This window comes from Modestobacter sp. SYSU DS0875 (genome assembly GCF_054050915.1).
Genome location: NZ_JBJHAH010000026.1, coordinates 22,872 through 44,995, shown reverse-complemented (window position 1 = coordinate 44,995; position 22,124 = coordinate 22,872). Strand labels below are relative to the sequence as shown.

The window sequence follows — 22,124 nt, the reverse complement described above, 5'->3', positions numbered from 1 at the left end:
CACGATGGCCAAGTACCTGATGCTCAAGCACTACCGCAGCACGTCGAAGTCGCTCGACTGCGCGCCGATGGACCAGTGGACGCCGGACGAGGTCTCGGCCCACGTCCAGTACATGAACGACTTCGCGGCCAAGCTGGAGGAGACCGGGGAGTTCGTCGACGGCCAGGCGCTCGCGCCCGAGGGCCTGTGGGTGCGGTACGACGGCGAGGGCCGACCGCCGGTCACCGACGGCCCGTTCGCCGAGACCAAGGACCTCATCGCCGGGTGGATGGTGATCGACGTCGACACCCACGAGCGCGCCGTCGAGCTGGCCGGCGAGCTGTCGGCCGCCCCTGGACCGGGCGGGGAGCCGATCCGTGAGTGGCTGGAGCTGCGCCCGTTCCTGGGCGCGCCGCCCACCGTCACCGAGTGACCCCACCGGTGGACGACGTCCTGGTGCGGAGCCTGGTGCCAGGGGTGCTCGGCGTCCTCGTCCGCCGCGGAGCCGACTTCGCGGCGGCCGAGGACGCCGTCCAGGAGGCGCTGGTCGAGGCGGTGCGCACCTGGCCGGCCGATCCGCCGCGGAACCCGCACGCCTGGCTGGTCACGGTGGCCTGGCGCAAGTTCCTCGACGCAACCCGGGCGGAGGCCACGCGCCGCCGCCGGGAGGAGACCGTCGCCGACGAGCCGCCGGCCGGACCGGTGCCCTCGGCCGACGACACGCTGCAGCTGTACTTCCTGTGCGCCCATCCGTCGCTGACGCCGTCGTCGGCGGTGGCGCTCACGCTGCGCGCCGTCGGCGGGCTGACCACCCGGCAGATCGCTGCGGCCTACCTGGTGCCCGAGGCGACGATGGCGCAGCGGATCAGCCGGGCGAAGCGCACCGTCGCCGGCGTCCGGTTCGACGAGTCCGGCGACGTCGTCACCGTGCTGCGCGTCCTGTACCTGGTGTTCAACGAGGGCTACTCCGGGGACGTCGACCTGGCCGCGGAGGCGATCCGACTGACCCGGCAGCTCGCCGCCGCCGTCGACCACCCGGAGGTGGCGGGGCTGCTCGCGCTGATGCTGCTCCACCACGCGCGGCGCGCGGCTCGCACGGCGGCCGACTGCAGCCTGGTGCCGCTCGTCGAGCAGGACCGCGAGCGATGGGACACCGCACTGATCAGCGAGGGCGTCGACGTGCTGCAGGCAGCCCTGGCCCGGGACCGGCTGGGCGAGTACCAGGCCCAGGCCGCGATCGCGGCGCTGCACGCCGACGCACGGTCCGCCGCGGAGACCGACTGGGTGCAGATCGTCGAGTGGTACGACGAGCTGGCCCGGCTGACCCACAGCCCGGTGGTGCGGCTCAACCGCGCGGTAGCCGTCGGTGAGGCCGACGGCCCCCGCGCTGGCCTGGCGGCGCTCGCCTCGGTGAATCCCTCGGTCCCCCGCTTCGCCGCCGTCCGGGCGTACCTGCACGAGAAGGACGGCGACCGGACGACGGCGGCGCGGCTCTACGCCGAGGCGTCCGCCCTGGCAGGCAACACGGCCGAGCGCGACCACCTGACCCGCCAGGCGGCCCGGCTCAACTCCCGCTGACGGTCGGGCCGATGACTTCCCCGTCGTCCCGGAGTCAGTGCTGCGAGACGACCGACCCGGAGGAGACCCCGCGCCCACGATCCTGCCCATGCTGCTCACCGCCGACCCGGAACGCCTGAGGGACTTCTACGTCGGAGTACTGGGCGCGGAGGTGGTCGAGCAGACGCCGGAGGCGGACGCCGGCGACCCGCCGTTCTTCCTCAGCCTGCGCATCGGTGACTCGGTGCTGGGGCTCGTCCGGGAGGCCGAGCCACCCGCTGGCAACCGGACCCTGCTGGGGATCGACGTCCCGGACGTCGACGCCCTGCTGCACTCCGTGCGCTCGCACGGAGGCTCCGTCACCGGAGGGCCCTCCGACATGGCGTGGGGCATGCGCGTGGCCCACGTGCGCGACCCGGACGGCAACCCGATCAACCTCCAGCGCCCCGCCAGGGGCTGAGGTCGGCCAGCGAGTGCCTGCCTCCGGTGGGACGGGACCTGTGATCGATTCCGGATCAGCGATCGCATCGTCCGGCTGATCACGCGTACAGGCGCAGGAACGACGAAGGCCGCCCTCCCAGCGGGAGGACGGCCTGTCTACGGGTGGAGCTGAGGGGACTCGAACCCCTGACCCCCACACTGCCAGTGTGGTGCGCTACCAGCTGCGCCACAGCCCCTTGCCGACCCGGTCTGGTGTGTCCGAGCCGTGGAGAAGACTACATCAGGGTGAACGGCCCACGGCGGAGGGGTCCCCTCCGGGCGCCGTGTCGTCAGCCGGACCTCCGCTCCCCGGACCGATGTGCACTGACGGCGGGTTCCGGCCCCCACGAACCCGCCGTCAGCGCACATCGTCGTCGTCAGGCAGCAGGAACGTCACCCCCTCGACCCGGCGCCGCTGCAGATAGCGGTGCGGCGTCTCGCCGAAGGTCGCCTTGAAGGTGCGGATGACGTGCGCCTCGGAGACGTACGCGATGCGGGCCAGCGCCGGGGCGTCCAGCGGCTCGGCGTAGGAGCGGTCCATCGCGTCCCGGGCGCGCAGCATCCGCCGGTTGGAGTCCTCCGTCGCCCGGCTCACCGGGGTGGCAGCACCAGGTGGGCGACCCCGGCGTCGAGGTCGACCCGGCTGCGCGGCAGCGCCCCGTCGGTCTCGTCCTCCCGCATCAGCTCGGTCGCCAGCCGCTGGTCGACGCCGTGCACCCGGGCCGGCTCCAGCGCGGCGGGCCGGCCCTCGGGGCTACAGGTCGACGCCGCGGGCGGCCAGCCACTTGACCGGGTCGACCCGCTTGCCCTCCAGCCCGCCGGAGTGCACCTCGAAGTGCAGGTGCGGCCCGGTCGACTGGCCGCGGTTGCCCAGCAGCGCGATCTGGTCACCGGCCTCGACGACGTCGCCGGCGCGCACCTGGATCTTCTCCATGTGGCCGTACACGGTCACGTCACCGCTCTCGCCGAGGATGTAGACCGCCAGCCCGTAGCCGCTGGCCGCGCCGGCCCGCAGCACGACGCCGTCCTCCACCGCGTACTCCGGGGTGAGCATCGGGGCGGCGAGGTCCACGCCCCAGTGCATGGTGCCCCAGCGCTGGCAGAAGCAGCTGGTCAGCCGGTACGTGTCCAGCGGGGCGACGACCTTGGGGCGGGCGGCCTCGGCGGCGGCCGCGGCCGCCTCCTCCTCGCGGGCGCGGCGCTCGGCGCGGGCGGCGGACACCTCGGCCAGCCGGGCGCGGGCCTCGGCCTCGCTGATCGACGACTGCGGCATCAGCGCCGCCTCCTCGTCGATGAGCGACGAGTCGGCGGCCAGCAGCGCGGCCACCTCGACCGGCTCGGCCTCTGCCGTCGGCAGCGCGTGGCTGCCCAGGAACGCGACCAGGCCACCGATCGCCAGCGCCGCCAGCAGCGCGGCGGGCCGGCGGCGCTGCACCGATGCGGGGCGGACGGCAAGGCGCTCGGCGGTGTCGGGCGAGACCTCGGCGACGACCTCGGCGACGGTCCGTCGGGTTCCCTCGACGACGCTGCCGACGTGCCTCGAAGCCATGCGCGCTGCCCCTCAGTTCGATGGCGGCGCTGCGAGCGCCGGATCGGTACGGCAGTCATCCAAACATCGAGTTGCAGCTTTGTAATTTGTTCGACGGCGTGTTCGCCAAGACACGCCGTGTGACGCCTTCATCACGTTCCGAAACCGGTCGATGTGTCGACACGGCGACACGTCGACTCGGCGATCCGCGCCGCCGGAGCGGGTCAGCCGCCGACGGGCGCCGGCGTGGGGTCCTCGACCGCCGGGCGTCGCCGGACGTCGTCCCGGAACCGGCGGGCGGCCAGCGCCCCGCCGATCACCAGGCCCAGCCCGACCGCGACCAGGACGGCGACCGCGGCCCGGCCGAGCAGCTCCGGCCCCCGGGTGATCGTGTGCGCGGTCCACAGCACGTCGACGTCGGGCAGCCCCTGCACCAGCAGCAGCCACCCGCCCACGACCGCCATCAGCCCGGTGAGCACCCCGCGGTCGCGCAGCGCGGCCCGGACGCCGATGCCCGCGACCAGCACCGCCAGCAGCGCCGGCAGCAGCGCGGAGACCAGCGCCCCCGCGTGGGAGCCGACCGTCACCGGCGGCTCGGGGGTGGCCAGTGCGTGCGCCAGCGCCGCCAGCCCGCCGGCACCCAGCGCGACCGCCAGCGGGCGCGGCGTCCGCGCCCGCCACCCGGCCAGCACGGTGCCGGCCAGCAACAGCGCGTAGACCGGCCAGACCAGCCAGGCCGGCGGTGGCGGACTCCAGGTGAGCTCACCGGTGACCAGCAGCGGCGTACCGGCGTGCGCCATCGGCACGGTCCACTCCGCGACCAGGTGCGCGCGGGTGGGGTCGGCGGCGACCGCCGGGGGCAGCAGCCCCTCGGTCATCCAGTGCGTGCGGTGGTCGTGCCACACGTACTGCGGCTCGGTGGAGACCTGCTCCCAGCGCGGCGGCGCGGTCACGTCGACGTCGTCGGGCACCGGGGTGAGCCCGTAGCGGTCCAGGTTCAGGTAGGTGGCCGGGCTCAGCGCGTTGCGCCAGACGCCGTCCGGCCCGATCCGCAGGTACGGCTCGTCGTTGTAGCCGGGGACGGTCAGCTCCGCGCCGGTCTCGTTGACCACCTCGAGGGCGTCACCGAACTCCAGCACCCGGACGCTCACCCCGGCCGGCTGCGGGGTGACCGAGGTGACCCGCCCGTCGAAGTCGCTGCCGGCCGCTCCCCCGCCGACGTGCGCGACGGCGGGGCTCGCCACCACCAGGGTCGCCAGCAGCGCCAGCAGGACGACGCCCAGCCGGGCACCCCAGGCACGCACCGCCGCGGCGCTCACTCCGGCGTGCCGATCACTCGGCCGCGACGAGCGCCAGGTCGTGGGCGATGTCGCGGCTGGTGTTGCCGGCGTTGAAGGCGACGTCGGCCTCCCCGTCGGTGCCGTAGAGCAGCAGCATCGCCGAGTGCGCCTCGCCGTTGGCCTGCGCCAGCGGCACGCCGGCGGCGATCTGCGCCTGCTCGATCTGCTCCTGGTCGCCGGTCAGCCCGACGAACCGGGTGGGCAGCTCGGCGTCGAACTGGGCCAGGTACTCCCCCAGCACCTCGGGGGTGTCCCGGGCCGGGTCGGTGGTCACGAAGACCACGTTCGTCCGCTCGGCCACCGCCGGGTCGACGTCGCCGAGGGCCAGCCGGACGTCGGCCATCGTGGTCGGGCAGATGTCCGGGCAGTTGGTGTAGCCGAAGAACAGCATCGTCGGCCCGTCGGCGGTGGCCGCGGCGAAGTCGTAGGGCTGCCCGGCGGTGTCGGTCAGCGTGAACGACGGCTTCTGGTACGGGTCCTCCAGGTGCAGACCCGAGTACGGGCTGTCGGCCCCCTCGACCGTGGCCGGGGGCGACGCCTCGGCGCCGTGGTCGTGGCCACCGGCCTGGGCCGGGTCCTCCGCGGCGGCGTCCCCGCCGCACCCGGCGAGCGCCACCCCGGCGGCGAGCAGCACCCCCGCCAGGGCGGGGCGGAACCGGGCAGGGAGGGTCCGGGAGTTCACGAGGACACGGTACGTCGGCGCGCGGCCAGACCGAGCCCGAGACCGCCGAGCCCGGCGAGCAGGCCGAGGGCGCCGAGCACCAGCGCGGTGACGGCCAGCCCGTCGCCGCCGTCGTCCTCGGCGGCGGTCGCCGTCCCAGGGTCGGAGGTCTCCCCGTGCCCGGCGTCTCCACCCGCAGCCAGCGACAGCACCGGCGCCGGGCGCTGGGGCTCGGGCTGCCCCTCGACGGTGGGCTCGATCCAGGCCGCCTCGGTGCCGTCGCTGTAGGTCTGCACCGCGTTGAAGGCCAGCTCGTCGGCGTCGGGGAAGGGCCCGCCGGAGAGCGCGAACTCCTGGAACTGCCCCGGGTCGATGCCCCCGCCGTCGACGGCGCGGAACTCGACCACCGAGACGACCTCGTCGACCTCGCTGCCGTGCACCTCGACCGGCTCGTCGAGCTGGGTGCGGGTCATCGTGACCGTCCAGCCCGGCACCGGCTGCGCGCGCAACGAGGCGAGCGGGGCGTCGGTGGGCACCTGGATGCGCAGCGCGACGGTGCTGGCGGTGTCGCTCTCGTTGGGCACCCGGAAGGTCAGCTTGCCGTAGCCGCCGGGCGAGGCGTCCGCGCTGGAGACGGTGACGTGCGCGGAGGCAGCGCCCACGCCGACGGTGAGCACGGTGGCCAGCGCCACGGGGAGCGCGACGCCGAGGCGGCGCGTGGTGGACAGGCTCATGGGGTTCTCCTCGATCAGGGTGGGTCAGCGCACCGGGAAGGTGGTGCTGGCGGTGACGGCGGTGAACTCGTCCAGCCGGACGGTGACCGTGAGGGTCCAGGTGCCGGCGGTGGGCAGGGTGGGGTCGCCGACGTAGTGGCCGGGCCCGGCGCCGGCGAGGTCGACGTCGATCGGGCCGATCTCCTGCTGCGGCTCGGTGAGCGTGACGCTGATCTGCTGCGGCTGGATCAACGTGCCGGCGTCGTCGAACAGGTAGACGTGCAGCGACGCGGGCCCGGGCGAGGCCGGGGCGAGGGTCATCTGGACCGTGCCGTCGGTGCCGCTGGCCGACTGCAGCGGCAGCGTCACCTCGACGGGGTCGGCGACGGCGGCGCGCGCGGGCGGGGTGCCGACCAGCACGGCCGACACCGCGAGGACCACGGCCGCGCCGGCGAGCTCGACCAGCACCGAGCGACGCAGCACCCCGAGGTGCTCGGCCGGTGACGCCCCGTCCGGGACCCGGGACCGGCGGCGGTCCCCCAGCCGCTGCTGCACCCAGTCCCGGCTGACCAGCGCGGCGACCAGCACCCCGAGCACCAGCACGAGCTTGGCCACCAGCAGCCACCCGTAGGCGGTGTCGACCAGCGCGGACGGCGAGCCGACCTCGCGCACCGACTGCAGGACGCCGGTGACCACCAGCGCGGCGATCAGCCCCGCGGCCAGCCGCGACCACCGGGGCAGGGCGAGCGCCAGTCCCCCCACCCGGTCCGCGGCCTCCTCCCGCCGGCGCAGGCCCCCGGCGAACAGCGCGGTCAGCCCACCCAGCCAGCCGGCCATCGCCGCCGCGTGCACCGCCGCCACCGGCACGGCCAGCCCCGGCAGCGGGCCGGCCACCGGGTGCCCGACGGCGGCCACCGCCACCACCAGCGCCGCGGCGAGCACCCCGCCGCCGACCAGCACCCCCCGCGCCGGCGGCCGGCCGGCGCGCCAGCCGGTGGCGATCAGCGCGGCCAGCGCGGCCGCCAGCGGCAGGCGGGCCAGCAGGGTCAGGCCGTGGGCGGAGCCGAGTGTGGCGCCCACCAGGTCCGGGTCGAACAGCGAGCCGGGACCGAGGCCGGCCGCGTACGGCCCCTGCAGCAGGAACCCGAGCAGCGCGCTGGCGGCGACGGCGCCCAGGCCGCCCAGGGTCAGCCGGCGCAGCAGCGGCACCGCCCAGCCACCGGGCCAGCAGACCGCGAGCGCCAGCGGGACGCCGAGGCCCAGCGCCAGGCCGAGGTAGCCCAGCCAGCGGGCCGTCGGCAGCGCGCTGGCGACGACCGGGTGGACGTCGGCGTCGTCGGCCGCGGCGGAGACCGGCAGCAGCTCGCCGTTCCCGACCACGAAGGAGAAGGCCCCCGAGACCGGGTGGGAGTCGGCGGAGACCACCCGGTAGGTGACCAGGTAGCCGCTGTCGGGGAGGTCGTCGCGCAGCGGCACGGTGACCGTGCCGTCGCGGGCCTCGGCCGCCCCGGTGTCGACCCGCTCGCCGTCGGCGCCCAGGACCCGGGCGTAGCCGGCCCCCAGCGACACCGGCTCGTCGAACTCGAGCGTCACCGCGTCGGGGACGGCGTCCAGCCGCGCACCGTCGGCGGGGGTGGTGGTGACGAGCGTGGCGTGCGCCGCGGCCGGCGGCGCGGTGAGCACGTCGAGCCCGAGCCCGGCGGCGAGCAGCCCCGCCAGCAGCAGGAGGGCGGGGACGACGCGGTGCGTGCGGGTCCTTCCCCGGCCGGCGTGCTGCACGGGTGGTCAGTCGCCCGGCGGGACTCACCGGTTCCCGCTGTGGCGAAGAGCACGCAGGTCCACTCGATGGACGGAGGGTGAACGCCCGATGAACGGTGCGGACCTATGCTCCCTGCGGCCCCGCCCCATCGGGCAGCGCGGCCACCGATCCCCTCGTCCCCGGAGCACCGCGTGGCCTTCCGCCTCACCCCCCGCGACTCGAGCTTCTACGGCATGTTCACCGCGGCGGCCGAGAACCTCGTCACCGCCACCGACGTGCTCGACGAGTTCGTGCACGAGCACACCCGCCGCGAGGAGCTGGCGCAGCGGTTGCGGGACCTGGAGCACACCGGCGACCAGGCCACCCACGCGATCTTCCGGCAGGTCAACTCCAGCTTCGTCACCCCGTTCGACCGGGAGGACATCATCAACCTGGCCAGCGACCTGGACGACGTCATGGACGCGATCGAGGCCGCCGCCGACCTGGTGGTGCTCACCAACCTCGGCACCCTGCCGGCGGAGATGGGCCAGCAGGTGGCGCTGCTGCGACGCTGCGCCCAGGTGACCGCCGAGTCGATGCCCCGGCTGCGCTCGATGCGGGACCTCGCCGACTACTGGATCGAGGTCAACCGGCTGGAGAACGAGGCCGACAAGCTGTACCGCCGGCTGCTGTCCCGGCTCTACTCCGGGGAGTTCGACGCGTTGGAGATCCTCAAGCTCAAGGAGGTCGCCGACGAGCTGGAGGAGGCCGCCGACGCCTTCGAGCACGTGGCCAACGTGGTCGAGACCATCGCGGTCAAGGAGTCCTGACCAGCGCATGGAGCCGCTCTTCCTGGCCCTTGCGGTCATCGTCGTCGTCGCGCTGGCCTTCGACTACACCAACGGCTTCCACGACGCGGCCAACGCCATCGCCGTCGCCGTCTCCACCAAGGCGCTCACCCCGCGGGCGGCGCTCACCCTCGCCGCGGTGATGAACCTGGTCGGCGCGCTGATCTCCACGAAGGTCGCGGAGACCGTCGGCGCCGGCATCATCGAGGCCCCCACCGGGGCCGAGGGCCTGCAACTGGTCTTCGCCGCACTGCTCGGGGCGATCGTGTGGAACGTGATCACCTGGTACCTCGGGCTGCCCTCCTCCTCGCACGCGCTGATCGGCGGCCTGATCGGCGCCGCGCTGGCCGCCGCCCACTCGGTGCAGTGGACGGGCGTGCTCGAGGACGTCGTCGTCCCCATGGTGGTGTCACCGCTGGTCGGGTTCGGCGTGGGCTACCTGGTCATGCTGGCGATCCTGTGGGCCTTCCGCGGCGTCAACGCGCACCGCGCGCACCGGGGTTTCCGCCACGCGCAGGTGGTCAGCTCCGCGGCCATGGCGCTGGGCCACGGCATGCAGGACGCGCAGAAGACGATGGGGATCATCACCCTCGCGCTGGTCACCGCCGGGGAGATCGACACCTTCGAGGTGCCGCTGTGGGTGGTCTTCGCCGCGGCCGTCGCGATCAGCGCCGGCACCTACGCCGGCGGCTTCCGGATCATGCGCACCCTGGGGCGGCGGATCATCCAGCTCACCCCGGCCGGCGGCTTCGCCGCGCAGACGGTGGCCTCCAGCGTCATGGTCACCACCGCGACGGTCTTCGCCGTCCCGGTGTCGACGACGCACGTCACCACCACCTCGATCATGGGCGTGGGCGCCATCCGCCGGTTCTCCGCGGTGCGCTGGGGGGTGGCCGGCAGCATCGTCGTCGCCTGGGTGGTGACACTGCCGGCCGCGGCCGGGGTCGCCGCGCTGGCCTACGTGGTCACCCACGCCGTCGTCGGCTAGGAAGAGTCGGTGACCTCGTCCCCCGCCACGCCCGGAGGGACCCGCTCACCGGACCGGCCCCCCGAGCCGGTCGCGCTGGGCACGCCACCGGGCCGCTGGGTGCTGATGGCCACGGTGCTCGCCTCGGCGATGGCGATGCTGGACGCCACCGCGGTCAACGTCGCGTTGCCGTCGATCGGTGCGGAGCTGGGCGCGTCGCTGTCCGGCCTGCAGTGGACCGTCACCGGTTACACGCTCGCGCTCGCCGCGCTGATCCTGCTGGGCGGTGCGCTGGGTGACCGGTACGGCCGGCGCCGGGTGTTCCTGATCGGCGTCGTGTGGTTCGCCGCGGCCTCGCTGCTGTGCGGTCTCGCGCAGAGCACCCCGCAGCTGGTCGGCGCGCGGGTGCTGCAGGGCATCGGCGGTGCCCTGCTCACGCCGGGCAGCCTGGCGATCATCCAGTCCTCCTTCCGCCGGGGCGACCGGGCCCGGGCGATCGGGCTGTGGTCGGCGCTCGGCGGGATCGCCGGCCTGGCCGGCCCCTTCCTCGGCGGCTTCCTCATCGACGCGGTCAGCTGGCGCTGGGTGTTCGGGGTCAACGTGCCGGTGGCCCTGCTGGTGCTGGTCGCCGCCCGGCACGTACCGGAGAGCCGGGACCCCGCGCACCACGGGCGCTTCGACGTCCTGGGTGCGGTGCTCGGCGCACTGGCGCTGGGCGGTGTCACGTACGCCCTGATCGCCGCCGGGGAGGACCCCGGCGGCGTCGGCGTGTGGCTCGCGGCCGCCGGGGGCGTGCTCGCCGGCGGTGCCTTCCTGCTGCGCGAGCGGCGTGCGCCCGCGCCGATGCTGCCGTTGCGGGTCTTCACCGACCGGCAGTTCAGCGGCGCGAACCTGAGCACGCTGGCGGTGTACGGCGCCCTGGGCGGGATGTCGTTCTTCCTGGTGCTGCAGCTGCAGACCGTCCTGGGCTACGGCGCCACGCTGGCCGGTGCGGCCATGCTGCCCTCCATCCTGCTGATCACGTTGCTGTCGGCCCGTGCGGGCGCGCTGGCCCAGCGGATCGGGCCGCGGCGGCCGATGGCCGTCGGCCCCCTCGTCGCCGCGGCCGGGCTGCTCTGGCTGACCCGGGTGGACGCGGGCAGCTCGTACTGGGTCGACGTGCTGCCCGGGTCGGTGCTGTTCGGGCTGGGCATGGCGGCGCTGGTCGCCCCGCTGACCGCCACCGTGCTGGGCGCCGCGCCCGACCACCTGGCCGGAGTGGCCAGCGGCGTCAACAACGCGGTGGCCCGGGCGGCCAACCTCCTCGCGGTGGCGGCCCTGCCGGTGGCCGTGGGCCTCTCCGGCGCCGACTACGCCCGGCCGGAGGCCTTCAGCGCCGGCTTCGCCGTGGCCATGGTGGTGTGCGCGGGTCTCATGCTCGCCGGCTCGACCATCGCCTGGCTGACCATCCGGGACGACGTCCTGCGCGGCTGATCCCACTGCGTGGGAGACCGTTGCGCGCAATCTGCACCAAAGTGGTAGGAATGTGCCCGTGACGACGACGGCCCAGCTTCCGGCTGCCCTCCCGGGCGAGCTGCTGGTGAGCCGTCTGCACGTCGACCTGCTCCGGGTCGCCACCGCAACCTGTCCGGGCCGCTGACCCCGCGCCGCTCGCGGCGCACCTCGTTCAGCCTGCCCGACGCGCTCCGCCGCGCCCGGCGCCACGATCCCGGAGCACCCCCACGTGAAGACCCTGATCCTGCTCGCGCTCGCCGGCCTCGGCGCGCAGCTCGTCGACGGCAGCCTCGGCATGGGCTACGGCGTCACCTCGACGACCCTGCTTCTGGCCATCGGCACCAACCCGGCCGCCGCGTCGGCCACGGTGCACCTGGCCGAGATCGGCACGAACCTGGCCTCGGGTCTGTCGCACTGGAAGTTCGGCAACGTCGACTGGAAGGTCGTCGCCAAGATCGGCGTCCCCGGTGCGATCGGCGCGTTCGTCGGCGCCACCGTGCTGTCGAACGTCTCCACCGCGATCGCGGGCCCGGCGATGTCGCTGATCCTGCTCGGGCTGGGCGTCTACCTGCTGGTCCGGTTCACCGTCCGCGGCATCGACACGCGCCGGCTGGGCAAGCCGATGCGGGCCCGCTTCCTCGCCCCGCTCGGCCTGACGGCCGGCTTCATCGACGCCACCGGCGGCGGCGGCTGGGGCCCGGTGAGCACCCCGGCCATCCTGGCCAGCGGGCGGCTGGAGCCGCGCAAGACCATCGGCTCGATCGACACCTCCGAGTTCCTGGTCTCCCTCGCCGCCAGCCTGGGCTTCCTCTTCGCCCTCGGCAGCCAGGGCATCAACCCGTTCTGGGTGCTCGGCCTGCTCGCCGGTGGCCTGGTCGCCGCGCCGCTGGCCGCCTGGCTGGTGCGCTACGTCCCGCCGCGGCTGCTGGGCGCCGGCGTGGGCGGGATGATCGTGGCGACCAACATCCGGAGCCTGCTCACCAGCGACTGGGTCGACGCCCCCGACCCGGTCCGCTACGCCGTCTACACCGTGGTCTACCTGGCCTGGGCCGCCGCGGTCGTGTGGTCCTTCCGCGAGTACCGCAGGGAGCGCGCCCAGGCGCAGGCCGACGCGCTGGCCGCCGAGGCCGAGGAGCTCGCCCGCGCCGCGCGGGAGCCGAACACCACCGAGCCGCAGGCGGGCGTCCGCGCCGGCCGCCCCAGCGCTCCCCGCGAGTAGCCGCACCCGCCCTCGCCGTCCCCGGGCCCGGTTTGCCAGACCGGCAAGGTTGTTTGTCTTCCCGGCTGCGGCGCTCGCATCCTCGACCCCGACGGCGGCCGAACCCCGGCCGCCCGGGGACGAGGAGCGCGACCATGGGCGAGCGGTACGACGTGGTGGTGGTCGGCGGCGGTGCCGCCGGGCTGAGCGGGGCACTGGCGCTGGGCCGGGCCCGCCGGTCGGTGCTGGTGGTGGACGGCGGGGAGCCGCGCAACGCCCCGGCGGCCGAGATGCACAACTACCTGGGCCGGGACGGCACCGCGCCCGGCGACCTGCTCGCCGCCGGCCGTGCCGAGGTCGCCGGCCACGGCGGCGAGGTGGTGTCCGGCGAGGTCGCCTCGGCCGCCCGGGACGACGACGGGTTCACCGTCGCACTCGCCGACGGGCGGACCGTGGCCGCCCGGCGGCTGCTGGTGACCACCGGACTGGTCGACGAGCTGCCGGAGGTGCCCGGACTGCGCGAGCAGTGGGGCCACCGCGTGCTCCACTGCCCGTACTGCCACGGCTGGGAGGTGCGCGACCAGGCGATCGGCGTCCTGTCCAGCGGGCCGGGTGGCGCGCTCAAGGCGTTGCTGTGGCGGCAGTGGAGCGCCGACGTGACCCTGTTCCTGCACACCGGCCCGGAGCCCACCGACGAGGAGTCGGAGCAGCTGGCCGCCCGCGGCGTCGAGGTGGTGGTCGGGGAGGTGGCGGCGGTGGAGTCCGACGGCGACCGGCCGACCGGCGTCCGGCTCGCGTCGGGCCGACTGGTCCCGCGCGATGCGCTGGCCATCTCCCCCACCTTCACCGCGCGGTCCGGCGTGCTGGAGTCCCTGGGCCTGCCGGTGCAGCCGGTGGAGGCGATGGGCCACCCCGTGGGCAGCGCCGTCCCCTCCGGGCGGATGGGCGCCACCGACGTCCCCGGGGTGTGGGTGGCCGGCAACGTCACCGACCTGATGGCGCAGGTGATCACCGCGGCCGCGGCCGGGCTGCAGGCCGGCGCGGCGATCAACGCCGACCTGCTGTTCGAGGACGTCCGGCTGGCGGTGGCAGCCCGGCGGGCGTCCGCGTCCGCCGGCGAGCAGGAACTGGTCCCGGGCCCCCGGGCCCAGCGGATCTGAGGAGCAGACGGTGCACGAGCACACCCAGCAGCACGAGCACGAGCACGTCCCCGGCGCCACCGGTCACGACCACGCCTCCTGGGAGGAGCGGTACCGCGAGGCCCCGGCGCTGTGGAGCGGCCGGGTCAACCCGACGCTGGTGGCCGAGGCCGCCGGCCTGCTCCCCGGGAGGGCGCTGGACGTCGGCTGCGGCGAGGGCGGCGACGTCCTCTGGCTCGCCGGCCGCGGCTGGCGGGTGACCGGCCTGGACTGGTCGGCGGTGGCCCTCGCCCGCGCCGCCGAGCACGCGGCGGCCGCCGGGGTGAGCGACCGGGTGGAGTGGGTGCAGGGGTCGTTCGAGGACTGGCAGCCGCCGGTCGCGGCCTTCGACCTGGTCACCGCTCACTTCCTGCACCCGACGGCGGAGCAGCGGGAGGTCCTGCTGCCGCGGCTGATGGCCGCGGTCGCCGCCGGCGGGACCCTGCTGTGGGTCGGCCACGCCCACCAGCAGGAGGCCGCTGCCCGCTGGGGGGCCGACCGGTTTGCCGCCGCCACCGAGGCCGCCGCCGTCCTGGACCCGCGCGCCTGGGAGGTGCTGGTCACCGAGGCGCGACCGCGGCCGGCCGGCGACGACGGTCACCACCACGCCGACGAGATCGTCCGGGCCCGCCGGCGGAGGTGAGCCGTCCGGAGCGGGGTGGGGCCGCGGGCGCACGCGGCCCCACCCCTGCAGGCGCAGGTCACGCCACCGCGCTGAGGAGCGCCTGCTCCAGGGCGGGGGGCAGCCCCGGCAACGATCGCCCGGCCGGCGGCTCGGGGCGCGGGGCGACCTGCATCCACGCCCAGGTGTCGGCGACCGAGTCGCGGACGGGGCGGGACGGCAGGCCGAGCGCGCGGGCCCGGGTCGTGTCGACGTCCCAGGCGGTCACTGCGACGTCGGCCGGCAGCCACAGCGGGAGGTGCTGCCACGGCTGCACGCCGGCCGCCGTCAGCTCGGCCTCGGCCACCGGTACCCACTCGACGTCACCGCCGGTGACCTCACGGCACGTCTCCAGCAGGCCACCGAATGTGGTCATCCCCACCGGACCGGTGGCGTTGACGGCCCCGCCGGGGGGCCGCTCGGCCATCTCCACCAGCCACCCGGCCAGGTCACGGGCGTCGACCAGCGCGATCGGCTGGTCCAGGTGCTCGGGGACGACGACCCGTCCACCGGCCGCGATCCGGTCCAACCACCAGCCCAGCCGGTACAGCGGGTCGTGCGGGCCCACGATCAGGCCGGCGCGAGCGGCCAGGAACCGCCGGCCCAGCGCCGCGCCCAGCACCCGCTCGGCGTGCGCCTTGACCGGCCCGTAGTCGTCGTCGGCCGTCTGCCAGGTCGGCTCGTCCTCGTCCCGCACGGGCCCGGGAGGCCAGTTCCGGTAGGCGTTGAGGCTGCTGACGAAGGCACAGCCGGCGACGCCGGCCAGCGCGGCAGCGGCGTGGTCGGCAGCGGCCCGGGTCTGGCACGAGGTGTCGACGACGAGCTCGGGTGTCCAGCCGTCCAGCGCTGCCGGCAACGCGTCGGGATCGTCCCGGTCACCGTGCAGCGCCAGCACGCCGTCCGGTGGCGCGCCGGAGACACCGCGGGTGAAGGTGGCCACCTCGTGCCCGCGGGCGAGCGCGGCGGTGACGACGTGCCGGCCGAGGAAGTGGGTGCCGCCGAGCACCAGGAGTCGCATGCGCCGACCTCACCGCACCCGCGAGGCCGCCGTCGAGCCGGTTCGCTCTCAGCTCACCGTCGTCCTCGCCTCACGGCAGGCAGCTACCGTCGTGGCCGTGCCACTGCTGGGCCCGGACGATCCGCTCCCCCGGCGTCCGTCCCGGGTGCTGGTGGCGGGCACGTCCGGAGCGGGCAAGACCACGTTGGCGGCCCGGATCAGCTCGGTCCTGGACCTGCCGCAGGTGGAGATGGACGCACTCTTCCACGGCCCGGACTGGGTGCCTCGCACCTGCTTCGAGGACGACGTCCGGCGGTTCGCCGCGGAGCCGGCCTGGGTCACCGAGTGGCAGTACCGGCCGGTGCGCCCGCTCCTGGCCGACCGAGCCGACTTGCTCGTCTGGCTGGACCTCCCCCGTGCACTGGTGATGCGGCAAGTCGCCGGGCGGACGTTGCGCCGCCGGATGCGCCGGAGCCGGCTGTGGAATGGGAACGTCGAGCCACCGCTGCACACGGTGCTGACCGACCCGGAACACGTCGTGCGCGTTGCCTGGCGGACGCACCACCGTTCCCCCGAGAAGGTGCGCACCCTGCAGACCGACCGCCCGGACCTGGTCGTCGTCCGGCTCATCGACCGGCCTCAGGTGCTCCGGTGGGTCACCGGACCACTGACGGCGACACGCGAGCCCGGGCCGGGTTGAGCCGCCTGGGCGTGGGTTGAGCCGTGTGCTGACGCGGCTCAACCCACGCCGAACCGGCTCAGGCTCACGGGCTCAGGGTCAGCCGGCGCGGACGCTGGTGAGCGGGACGACCTCCGGGCCCGGCCGGGAGCCGGCGGCGGCCAGCACCCGCTGGGCGTTGCCGGTGCTCTCCTTCAGCCCGGCCAGGCGCAGCGCCCGCACGCCGGTGAGCGCGTCGGCCTCCGGCGGGACGACCAGCAGGTCCAGCCGCCGGTCGTCCTCGACGGTGAGCGAGACCAGCTGCGGGTCCATGCTGGTGAAGGCGCCGGTGCGCACGATCCGGCCGGCCACCGCGATCCGGCGGTCGACCGGCTGCCACACCGTGGACGGGTAGGTGAACCGCTCGACCCGCACGCCCAGCCCGGCCAGGGCCGCCACCAGCTCGGGGAGCTCGGCCGCGAGGTCGCGGCTGCGCGGCCACCACGCGCCGTCGACCGCGACGTCCGCCCGGGCTCCCTCCCGCCGCAGGCGCACCCGCACGTCGATCCCGTTCCGGAAGCCCACTGCCCGCTGCACCGTCATCGGTTCTCCGACCACCTTCCGCACAGTTCCCCCAGACGCCGTCCGGCCTTCCCCTGCCGGACGCACGTCTCCCGAGCGGAAAGTAGGCCGACGCGCGCGACACCCCGGCGCGGTACGGGCATCGTTGCGCAACGTGTCCGGGCGCCCCGGCCGGTCATCACGCTGCGTTCATGGATGGCAACTGTGACCACAGTGGCCCCAGGCGTCCTGTCCTTGATCATCGGCGTGTGGCGCCCCGACACGCCGCCCGGTGCGACCACCTGCCGATGATCAACAGCGGGAGGACGGCAGGATGGGAGGCCGGCCGGCTGGAGCGGGCGGGGCCGGGAACGACGGACGCCGCCGTCCCCGGTCGGGGACGGCGGCGTCCGTCGTGGTCAGGCCCCGCTGCAGAGACCCCCGCGAGCTCGCGAGCGGAGGGGGTCAGCGGGGCCCTTCCTCAGGGCTTGGGCTTCCGGTTCCTGGACCGGCCGCGGATCGTCTGATCGAGCTCGACCTTGCGCACCCGCACGGCGCCCGGGGTGACCTCCACGCACTCGTCCTCGGCGCAGAACTCCAGCGCCTGCTCCAGGTTCAGCAGCTTCGGCGGGATCAGCCGCTCCAGCTCCTCGGAGGTGGACTTGCGCATGTTGGTGAGCTTCTTCTCCTTGGTGATGTTCACGTCCATGTCGTCCGGACGGGAGTTCTCACCGACGATCATGCCCTCGTACACCTCGGTGCCGGGCTCGACCATCATCTGGCCGCGCTCCTGCAGGGAGAACATCGAGTAGGTCGTCGCCACACCGCTGCGGTCGGCGACCAGCGAGCCGGTCGGGCGGGCGCGCATGTCGCCCAGCCACGGCTCGTAGCCCTCGAGGTTGTGGTTCAGCACGCCGGTGCCGCGGGTCTCGGTGAGGAACTCGGTGCGGAACCCGATCAGGCCGCGCGAGGGGACGACGTACTCCATCCGCGCCCAGCCGGTGTCGTGGTGCACCAGGTTCTCCAGGCGCCCACGACGGACGGCCAGCGCCTGGGTGAGCGTGCCGACGTACTCACCGGGGGTGTCGATGGTGACCCGCTCGACCGGCTCGTGCAGCTTGCCGTCGATCTCCTTGGTGACCACCTGCGGGCGGCCGACGGTGAGCTCGAACTCCTCGCGGCGCAGCTGCTCGACGAGGATGGCCAGCGCCAGCTCGCCGCGGCCCTGCATCTCCCAGGTGTCGGGGCGCTCGGTGGGCAGCATGCGCACCGAGACGTTGCCGACCAGCTCCTGGTCGAGCCGGTTCTTGATCAGCCGGGCGGTCAGCTTCTTGCCCGACTTGCCCGACAGCGGCGAGGTGTTGATCCCGATGGTGATCGAGATCGACGGCTCGTCGACGGTGAGCGGCGGCAGCGGGCGCGGGTCGTTCGGGTCGGCGAGGGTGTCGCCGATCATGATGTCCTCGATGCCGGCGATGGCGACCAGGTCGCCGGGGCCCGCACTGTCGGCCGGGGTGCGGGTCAGGCCCTCGGTGACCAGCAGCTCGGTGATCTTGACGCGCTGGATGGTGCCGTCGACCTTGCACCAGGCCACCTGCTGGCCCCGCTTCATCTCACCGGAGTGGATGCGCAGCAGCGCCAGCCGGCCCAGGAACGGGGAGGCGTCGAGGTTGGTGACCTGCGCGCGCAGCGGCTCCTCGGCGTCGTACTCCGGCGCCGGGATGGTGTCCAGCAGCGTCGTGACCAGGGGCGCGAGGTCCGGACTGTCCGGCACGGTGCCGTTCTCCGGACGGTTCAGCGACGCCTGGCCGGTGCGGCCGTTGCAGTAGACGATCGGGAACTCGAGCGCGTCGGCGTCCATCCCGGCGTCCTCGAGCAGCTCGAGGAACAGCTCGTAGCACTCGTCGACGACCTCTTCGATGCGCGCGTCGGAACGGTCGGTCTTGTTCACCGCGAGGATGACCGGCATCCCCTTGCCCAGCGCCTTGCGGAGCACGAAGCGGGTCTGCGGCAGCGGGCCCTCGGAGGCGTCGACGAGCAGGACGACGCCGTCGACCATGGACAGGCCGCGCTCGACCTCACCGCCGAAGTCGGCGTGGCCGGGGGTGTCGACGATGTTGACGACGACGGGGTTGCCGTCGGAGTCGGCCAGCCGGATGGCGGTGTTCTTGGCGAGGATGGTGATCCCGCGCTCGCGCTCCAGGTCCATCGAGTCCATGACCCGGTCCTGGGTCGAGTCGTTGTCCGTTCCCTCGCCCTTGGCGCGGCCCAGGGCACCCGCCTGCCGGAGCAGGGCGTCGACGAGGGTCGTCTTGCCGTGGTCGACGTGGGCGACGATCGCCACGTTGCGCAGGTCGTTGCGGGTGGGCATGCGGAGAGGCACCTCAGGGGGTCGCGGGGAGTCTGCGCGCAGCCGCGCACATCAGGTCCCAACCGCGTGTGCGGCCGAGACCTTCCCATGGTAGGTGACTCCAGCCGCCCGCCAGACCGGCTGTGACCGGTCCCGCACTCGGACGGGCAGCTCAGCTGGCCGAGGGCGCCCGGTCGGCGACCACCCAGGACAGCGCGGCGACCACCGCGGTCACCAGCCCGACCGCCAGCCACGCCGGCCAGCCGACGCCGAGGGCGAGCACGTGGGCCAGCACGAAGGCCGCCACGTACGCGACGGCCAGGCCCGCAGCGACGGCGAGCCCGCGGCGGCGGTACCAGAGCCAGGCGGCGCCCAGCCCACCCGCGGCGAAGACGATCCCGCCCAGCGCCCGCACCCCGGTGCCCTGCGCGACCCCGAAGCCGGCGGCCAGTCCCACCGCGGCGAGGACGGCGGACGGGACACGGGTCTGCACACGGGCGAGGGTTGAGCTCGACATGCCCACCAGTCTCCCCCGTCGCCGGGTCAGCGCTCCGGCGCCCACGGTGCGATGCCCCACGCGCCGCCGTCGGCGATGTCGAACGGCGCCGATCCGCCGTTCCCGCTCATCCGCGCCTCGACCAGCGTGGTGGACGCGTCCAGCGCGACGGTCACCGCCTGCGGCGTCTCCTGGTCGGCCCAGCCGCCGTAGCTGCGCCAGGTGAGCAGCGCGAACGCCGTCCCGCCCGGGGCGACCCCGACCCGCTGCACCTCGGCGGGGCTGCCCTCCGGGGTCTGCCCGGGTCCGACCTGCAGGGCGAGCGGCTCCCCGCCCTGCAGCAGGACGACGACCGGGACGCCCTCGAGCCAGCAGGGCGAGGACCCGGTGTTGGTGGCCACCAGCGCAGCCGCGCGGGCGCCCATGGCGGCGTCGAACCCGCCGACGTGGAAGGACAGGTCCTGCTGCGCGCACGGCACGTCGGCCACCACCGGCTCCGGCGTCGGCTCCGGTGTCGGCTCCGGTGTCGGCTCCGGTGTCGGCTCCGGTGTCGGCTCCGGTGTCGGCTCCGGTGTCGGCTCCGGTGTCCGCGTGGGCACGGGGGTCGGCGTCGGTGCCGGGTACGGCTCGACCGGCGGGGCCGGGTACGCCACCGGGCCCTCCGCCGGTCCGGGGGTCAGGACCCCGACCAGCAGCAGCACCCCGGCGGCGAGCACGGCGACGCCCCCGGCCACCGACGGCCACACCGGGCGCTGCCCGAGCCACTGCAGCGACCGCTGGCCCAGCACGGCGACCGCGACCACCACGGCGTCGACCACCGGGAGCACCTCCAGCCGCGGCTCCTCGAGCGTCGCCCAGGTGAGCACCACGGCCCCGACGCCCGCCGCGCTCACCGTGAGCGCGGCGAGCCACGCCCGCCCCGGGGTGGAGGCGACCGGGTCCCCGAACTGCCCCACCCACAGCACCACGACCGACTGCGCCAGCCAGGCCGCCGCGAGGGTGACGGCGAGGCCGTGCGGGCCCCAGAACGCCGCGAACAGCAGCGGGAACCCCGCCAGCAGGGCCGCCCCGAAGGCGACCGCCCCGGCGGTCAGGGCGTGCACCGGCGCGGGGAAGCGCCGCGCGGTCTGCTGCGCACGCCGGGGCGGCAGGACCCACGCGAGCAGCACAGCGGCGACGACCAGCACCACCAGACCGCCACCGACCGGCCACCACAGGCGCTGCAACGCCGCCTCCACCTCGGCAGCCGTGCACTCCCCCGCCAGCTCGCAGGGCGGGCCGGACTCCAGCCACAGCGGCGTGTACCGGCCGGCGCGCAGCGCGCCGGCGGCGGCCAGCAGCCCACCGAACGCACCGACGGCGAGGACGGCGTTGCGAGCGCGGGTCACCGCCGCAGCTTCCCCCACCCGGACCCGGCAGCCGGGGAGGTCAGCCCTGGGCGGCGGCCTGCACGGCGGCGGTGATCTCGTCGGGGGTCAGGTCGCTGGTGTCCAACTGCTCGCCGTCGACGAGGACGGTCGGCGTGGCGTTGACGCCGTCCTGGCTGGCCCGGTCGGTGGCCGCGGCCACCCAGTCGGCGTAGCGCCGTTCGCGGATGGCGGACTCGACGGCGTCCCCGGTGGCGCCGGCCTGCGCCGCGTACTCGACGAGCTGGTCGTCGGTCAGGCCCGGACCGCCCTCCTCGGGCTGGTGGGCGAAGAGCAGCTCGTGGAACGCCCGGTAGGCGTCCGTGCCGCCCGCGTCCAGCACGACGGCGGCCGCGTTGAGCGCCCGGCTGGAGTACTCGGTGGTCGAGGCGCGGTCGAGGAAGGCCATCCCGTGGTAGCGCAGGCGCACCGTGCCGTCGTCGACCAGCCGCTGGACGGTGTCGCCGCTGCTGGCCTCCAGCTGGGCGCACGCCGGGCACTGGAAGTCCTCGTAGAGGTCCAGGGTCACCGGGGCGTCGGCCGCGCCGACTGCAACGGTGTACCCGTCCCCGGTGGTGCCGGTGGGCGCGGCGGCGTCGGTGTCGGTGGAGGTCCGGGAGGACTGGACGACGAAGACGACGACGAGGGCGACCACGAGCACGACGGCGGCGGCCACGCCGCCGATCACCGTGCGCCGGCGCCGCTCGGCGGCCGCCCGGGCCGCGGCCTCGGCGGCCCGCTTCTGCGCGATCCGCTGCCGGGCGGCGTTCCGCTTCTCCTCACCGGACACCGGTGGCCTCCGTCCTGTCGAGGGGTGGCGCGCCGAGGGCGAGCCGCGACCGCGGCCACCACGCCAGCGCGAGCGCGACCAGCAGCAGGCCGGTGTCCCGCGCGATCTCGCCGGGGTAGGCGGTCTGGCCGGCCGCGACCTCACCGCCGCCGCCGAAGCAGCCGCAGTCGATCTGCAGGCCGCGGGCCCATGCGGCGGCGATCGCGGCGATGAAGACGGCCATCAGCACCGCCGCGGCGATCGCCGCAGTGCGCACGAACACGCCGGCCAGCAGGGCCAGGCCGGCGGCGATCTCCATCACCGGCAGGCCGAAGGCGACCGGGCTCACCAGCGCCTCGGGCAGCAGCCGGTAGGCGCGCACGGCCCGCTCGGCGGCGGCCGGGTCGGGCAGCTTCAGCGCGCCGGCGACCACCAGGACGCCGCCGAGCAGCAGCCGCGCCGCCGTCGCCAGCCAGGGCGCCACCGCGCCTCCTCGTCCGTCCACTCCCCCACTGTCGTCCCGCAGGCCCGGGGAGTTCCTGGCG

Annotated in this window: 25 protein-coding genes and 1 tRNA gene; 11 read left to right on the top strand and 15 right to left on the bottom strand. The window is 75.0% G+C overall.

Annotation, left to right across the window (positions count from 1 at the left end; translation table 11 throughout):
• Positions 1-4 precede the first annotated feature (4 nt).
• From ACI79Y_RS15190 to ACI79Y_RS15180, 3 genes are all read left to right on the top strand, one after another.
• Positions 5-412: a YciI family protein gene (locus tag ACI79Y_RS15190; protein WP_457159283.1), complete on the top strand. Its 408-nt coding sequence runs from the start codon at positions 5-7 to the stop codon at positions 410-412.
• Complete coding sequence (locus tag ACI79Y_RS15185) at positions 409-1,557, top strand: RNA polymerase sigma factor (RefSeq protein ID WP_457159282.1); 1,149 nt, start codon at positions 409-411, stop codon at positions 1,555-1,557. The genes ACI79Y_RS15190 and ACI79Y_RS15185 overlap by 4 nt, the downstream gene beginning before the upstream one ends.
• A gap of 88 nt (positions 1,558-1,645) precedes the next feature.
• Positions 1,646-1,996, top strand: a complete 351-nt coding sequence (locus ACI79Y_RS15180) for a VOC family protein (protein WP_457159281.1) — start codon at positions 1,646-1,648, stop codon at positions 1,994-1,996.
• Between the two features lie 144 nt (positions 1,997-2,140).
• Here the strand turns inward: ACI79Y_RS15180 and ACI79Y_RS15175 are convergent.
• From ACI79Y_RS15175 to ACI79Y_RS15140, 8 genes are all read right to left on the bottom strand, one after another.
• Positions 2,141-2,213: transfer RNA gene (locus tag ACI79Y_RS15175), tRNA-Ala, on the bottom strand.
• 161 nt (positions 2,214-2,374) lie between these two features.
• On the bottom strand, positions 2,375-2,611 hold the full coding sequence (locus ACI79Y_RS15170) for a hypothetical protein (protein WP_457159280.1): 237 nt from the start codon (positions 2,609-2,611) through the stop codon (positions 2,375-2,377).
• Positions 2,608-2,748 carry a DUF6191 domain-containing protein gene (locus ACI79Y_RS15165; protein WP_457159296.1) on the bottom strand — a complete coding sequence of 47 codons (141 nt, stop codon included), beginning with the start codon at positions 2,746-2,748 and terminating at the stop codon, positions 2,608-2,610. The genes ACI79Y_RS15170 and ACI79Y_RS15165 overlap by 4 nt, the downstream gene beginning before the upstream one ends.
• A gap of 22 nt (positions 2,749-2,770) precedes the next feature.
• Complete coding sequence (locus tag ACI79Y_RS15160; protein WP_457159279.1) at positions 2,771-3,565, bottom strand: M23 family metallopeptidase; 795 nt, start codon at positions 3,563-3,565, stop codon at positions 2,771-2,773.
• Between the two features lie 203 nt (positions 3,566-3,768).
• Positions 3,769-4,863, bottom strand: coding sequence for a hypothetical protein (locus ACI79Y_RS15155; protein ID WP_457159278.1), 1,095 nt, complete (start codon positions 4,861-4,863; stop codon positions 3,769-3,771).
• Between the two features lie 13 nt (positions 4,864-4,876).
• Positions 4,877-5,566, bottom strand: coding sequence for an SCO family protein (locus ACI79Y_RS15150; RefSeq protein WP_457159277.1), 690 nt, complete (start codon positions 5,564-5,566; stop codon positions 4,877-4,879).
• Positions 5,563-6,279 (bottom strand): YcnI family copper-binding membrane protein, encoded by a 717-nt coding sequence (locus tag ACI79Y_RS15145; RefSeq protein WP_457159276.1) that lies wholly within the window; start codon positions 6,277-6,279, stop codon positions 5,563-5,565. Before ACI79Y_RS15145 ends, ACI79Y_RS15150 begins: the two co-directional genes overlap by 4 nt.
• Before the next feature lie 24 nt (positions 6,280-6,303).
• The gene (locus tag ACI79Y_RS15140) at positions 6,304-8,037 is read right to left on the bottom strand and encodes a copper resistance CopC/CopD family protein (RefSeq protein WP_457159275.1); all 1,734 of its coding nucleotides are present in this window, start codon (positions 8,035-8,037) and stop codon (positions 6,304-6,306) included.
• A gap of 171 nt (positions 8,038-8,208) precedes the next feature.
• On the opposite strand from ACI79Y_RS15140, the gene ACI79Y_RS15135 reads away from it, so the two are divergent.
• The 7 genes from ACI79Y_RS15135 to ACI79Y_RS15105 all read left to right on the top strand — a co-directional run bounded on the left by ACI79Y_RS15135 (position 8,209) and on the right by ACI79Y_RS15105 (position 14,324).
• Positions 8,209-8,826, top strand: a complete 618-nt coding sequence (locus tag ACI79Y_RS15135; protein WP_457159274.1) for a DUF47 domain-containing protein — start codon at positions 8,209-8,211, stop codon at positions 8,824-8,826.
• 7 nt (positions 8,827-8,833) lie between these two features.
• A complete protein-coding gene (locus tag ACI79Y_RS15130; protein WP_457159273.1) occupies positions 8,834-9,832 on the top strand; it encodes an anion permease in 999 nt (332 codons plus the stop codon).
• Positions 9,833-9,841: 9 nt separating this feature from the next.
• Positions 9,842-11,284 (top strand): MFS transporter, encoded by a 1,443-nt coding sequence (locus tag ACI79Y_RS15125; RefSeq protein WP_457159272.1) that lies wholly within the window; start codon positions 9,842-9,844, stop codon positions 11,282-11,284.
• Between the two features lie 52 nt (positions 11,285-11,336).
• Positions 11,337-11,450: a putative leader peptide gene (locus ACI79Y_RS15120; protein ID WP_457159271.1), complete on the top strand. Its 114-nt coding sequence runs from the start codon at positions 11,337-11,339 to the stop codon at positions 11,448-11,450.
• Between the two features lie 84 nt (positions 11,451-11,534).
• Positions 11,535-12,524, top strand: a complete 990-nt coding sequence (locus ACI79Y_RS15115) for a sulfite exporter TauE/SafE family protein (protein ID WP_457159270.1) — start codon at positions 11,535-11,537, stop codon at positions 12,522-12,524.
• Positions 12,525-12,658: 134 nt separating this feature from the next.
• Complete coding sequence (locus ACI79Y_RS15110) at positions 12,659-13,663, top strand: NAD(P)/FAD-dependent oxidoreductase (protein WP_457159269.1); 1,005 nt, start codon at positions 12,659-12,661, stop codon at positions 13,661-13,663.
• Between the two features lie 10 nt (positions 13,664-13,673).
• On the top strand, positions 13,674-14,324 hold the full coding sequence (locus ACI79Y_RS15105; protein WP_457159268.1) for a class I SAM-dependent methyltransferase: 651 nt from the start codon (positions 13,674-13,676) through the stop codon (positions 14,322-14,324).
• Between the two features lie 58 nt (positions 14,325-14,382).
• On the opposite strand, the gene ACI79Y_RS15100 is transcribed toward ACI79Y_RS15105, so the two are convergent.
• A complete protein-coding gene (locus tag ACI79Y_RS15100; protein WP_457159267.1) occupies positions 14,383-15,360 on the bottom strand; it encodes an NAD-dependent epimerase/dehydratase family protein in 978 nt (325 codons plus the stop codon).
• Between the two features lie 97 nt (positions 15,361-15,457).
• Between ACI79Y_RS15100 and ACI79Y_RS15095 the strand changes: the two genes are divergently transcribed.
• Positions 15,458-16,039: a hypothetical protein gene (locus ACI79Y_RS15095; protein ID WP_457159266.1), complete on the top strand. Its 582-nt coding sequence runs from the start codon at positions 15,458-15,460 to the stop codon at positions 16,037-16,039.
• Between the two features lie 78 nt (positions 16,040-16,117).
• Here ACI79Y_RS15095 and ACI79Y_RS15090 read toward each other — a convergent pair whose 3' ends face one another.
• From ACI79Y_RS15090 to ACI79Y_RS15065, 6 genes are all read right to left on the bottom strand, one after another.
• Entirely contained in the window at positions 16,118-16,600 is a 483-nt protein-coding gene (locus ACI79Y_RS15090) for a DUF5994 family protein (protein ID WP_457159265.1), read from the bottom strand.
• Between the two features lie 439 nt (positions 16,601-17,039).
• Entirely contained in the window at positions 17,040-18,929 is a 1,890-nt protein-coding gene (gene typA / locus ACI79Y_RS15085) for a translational GTPase TypA (RefSeq protein WP_457159264.1), read from the bottom strand.
• Between the two features lie 151 nt (positions 18,930-19,080).
• A complete protein-coding gene (locus ACI79Y_RS15080) occupies positions 19,081-19,425 on the bottom strand; it encodes a hypothetical protein (RefSeq protein WP_457159263.1) in 345 nt (114 codons plus the stop codon).
• 26 nt (positions 19,426-19,451) lie between these two features.
• Positions 19,452-20,792 (bottom strand): DUF4232 domain-containing protein, encoded by a 1,341-nt coding sequence (locus ACI79Y_RS15075; RefSeq protein ID WP_457159262.1) that lies wholly within the window; start codon positions 20,790-20,792, stop codon positions 19,452-19,454.
• Positions 20,793-20,832: 40 nt separating this feature from the next.
• Positions 20,833-21,600: a DsbA family protein gene (locus tag ACI79Y_RS15070; RefSeq protein ID WP_457159261.1), complete on the bottom strand. Its 768-nt coding sequence runs from the start codon at positions 21,598-21,600 to the stop codon at positions 20,833-20,835.
• Positions 21,590-22,063 (bottom strand): MauE/DoxX family redox-associated membrane protein, encoded by a 474-nt coding sequence (locus ACI79Y_RS15065; protein ID WP_457159260.1) that lies wholly within the window; start codon positions 22,061-22,063, stop codon positions 21,590-21,592. The genes ACI79Y_RS15070 and ACI79Y_RS15065 overlap by 11 nt, the downstream gene beginning before the upstream one ends.
• Positions 22,064-22,124: the final 61 nt, after the last annotated feature.

Bases quoted from the DNA above. Each gene is read 5' to 3' on its own strand.
- ACI79Y_RS15100 (WP_457159267.1), bottom strand. From the start codon at position 15,360: ATGCGACTCCTGGTGCTCGGCGGCACCCACTTCCTCGGCCGGCACGTC.
- ACI79Y_RS15080 (WP_457159263.1), bottom strand. From the start codon at position 19,425: ATGTCGAGCTCAACCCTCGCCCGTGTGCAGACCCGTGTCCCGTCCGCC.
- ACI79Y_RS15145 (WP_457159276.1), bottom strand. From the start codon at position 6,279: ATGAGCCTGTCCACCACGCGCCGCCTCGGCGTCGCGCTCCCCGTGGCG.
- typA (WP_457159264.1), bottom strand. From the start codon at position 18,929: ATGCCCACCCGCAACGACCTGCGCAACGTGGCGATCGTCGCCCACGTC.
- ACI79Y_RS15090 (WP_457159265.1), bottom strand. From the start codon at position 16,600: ATGACGGTGCAGCGGGCAGTGGGCTTCCGGAACGGGATCGACGTGCGG.
- ACI79Y_RS15160 (WP_457159279.1), bottom strand. From the start codon at position 3,565: ATGGCTTCGAGGCACGTCGGCAGCGTCGTCGAGGGAACCCGACGGACC.
- ACI79Y_RS15130 (WP_457159273.1), top strand. From the start codon at position 8,834: ATGGAGCCGCTCTTCCTGGCCCTTGCGGTCATCGTCGTCGTCGCGCTG.
- ACI79Y_RS15190 (WP_457159283.1), top strand. From the start codon at position 5: ATGGCCAAGTACCTGATGCTCAAGCACTACCGCAGCACGTCGAAGTCG.
- ACI79Y_RS15110 (WP_457159269.1), top strand. From the start codon at position 12,659: ATGGGCGAGCGGTACGACGTGGTGGTGGTCGGCGGCGGTGCCGCCGGG.
- ACI79Y_RS15180 (WP_457159281.1), top strand. From the start codon at position 1,646: ATGCTGCTCACCGCCGACCCGGAACGCCTGAGGGACTTCTACGTCGGA.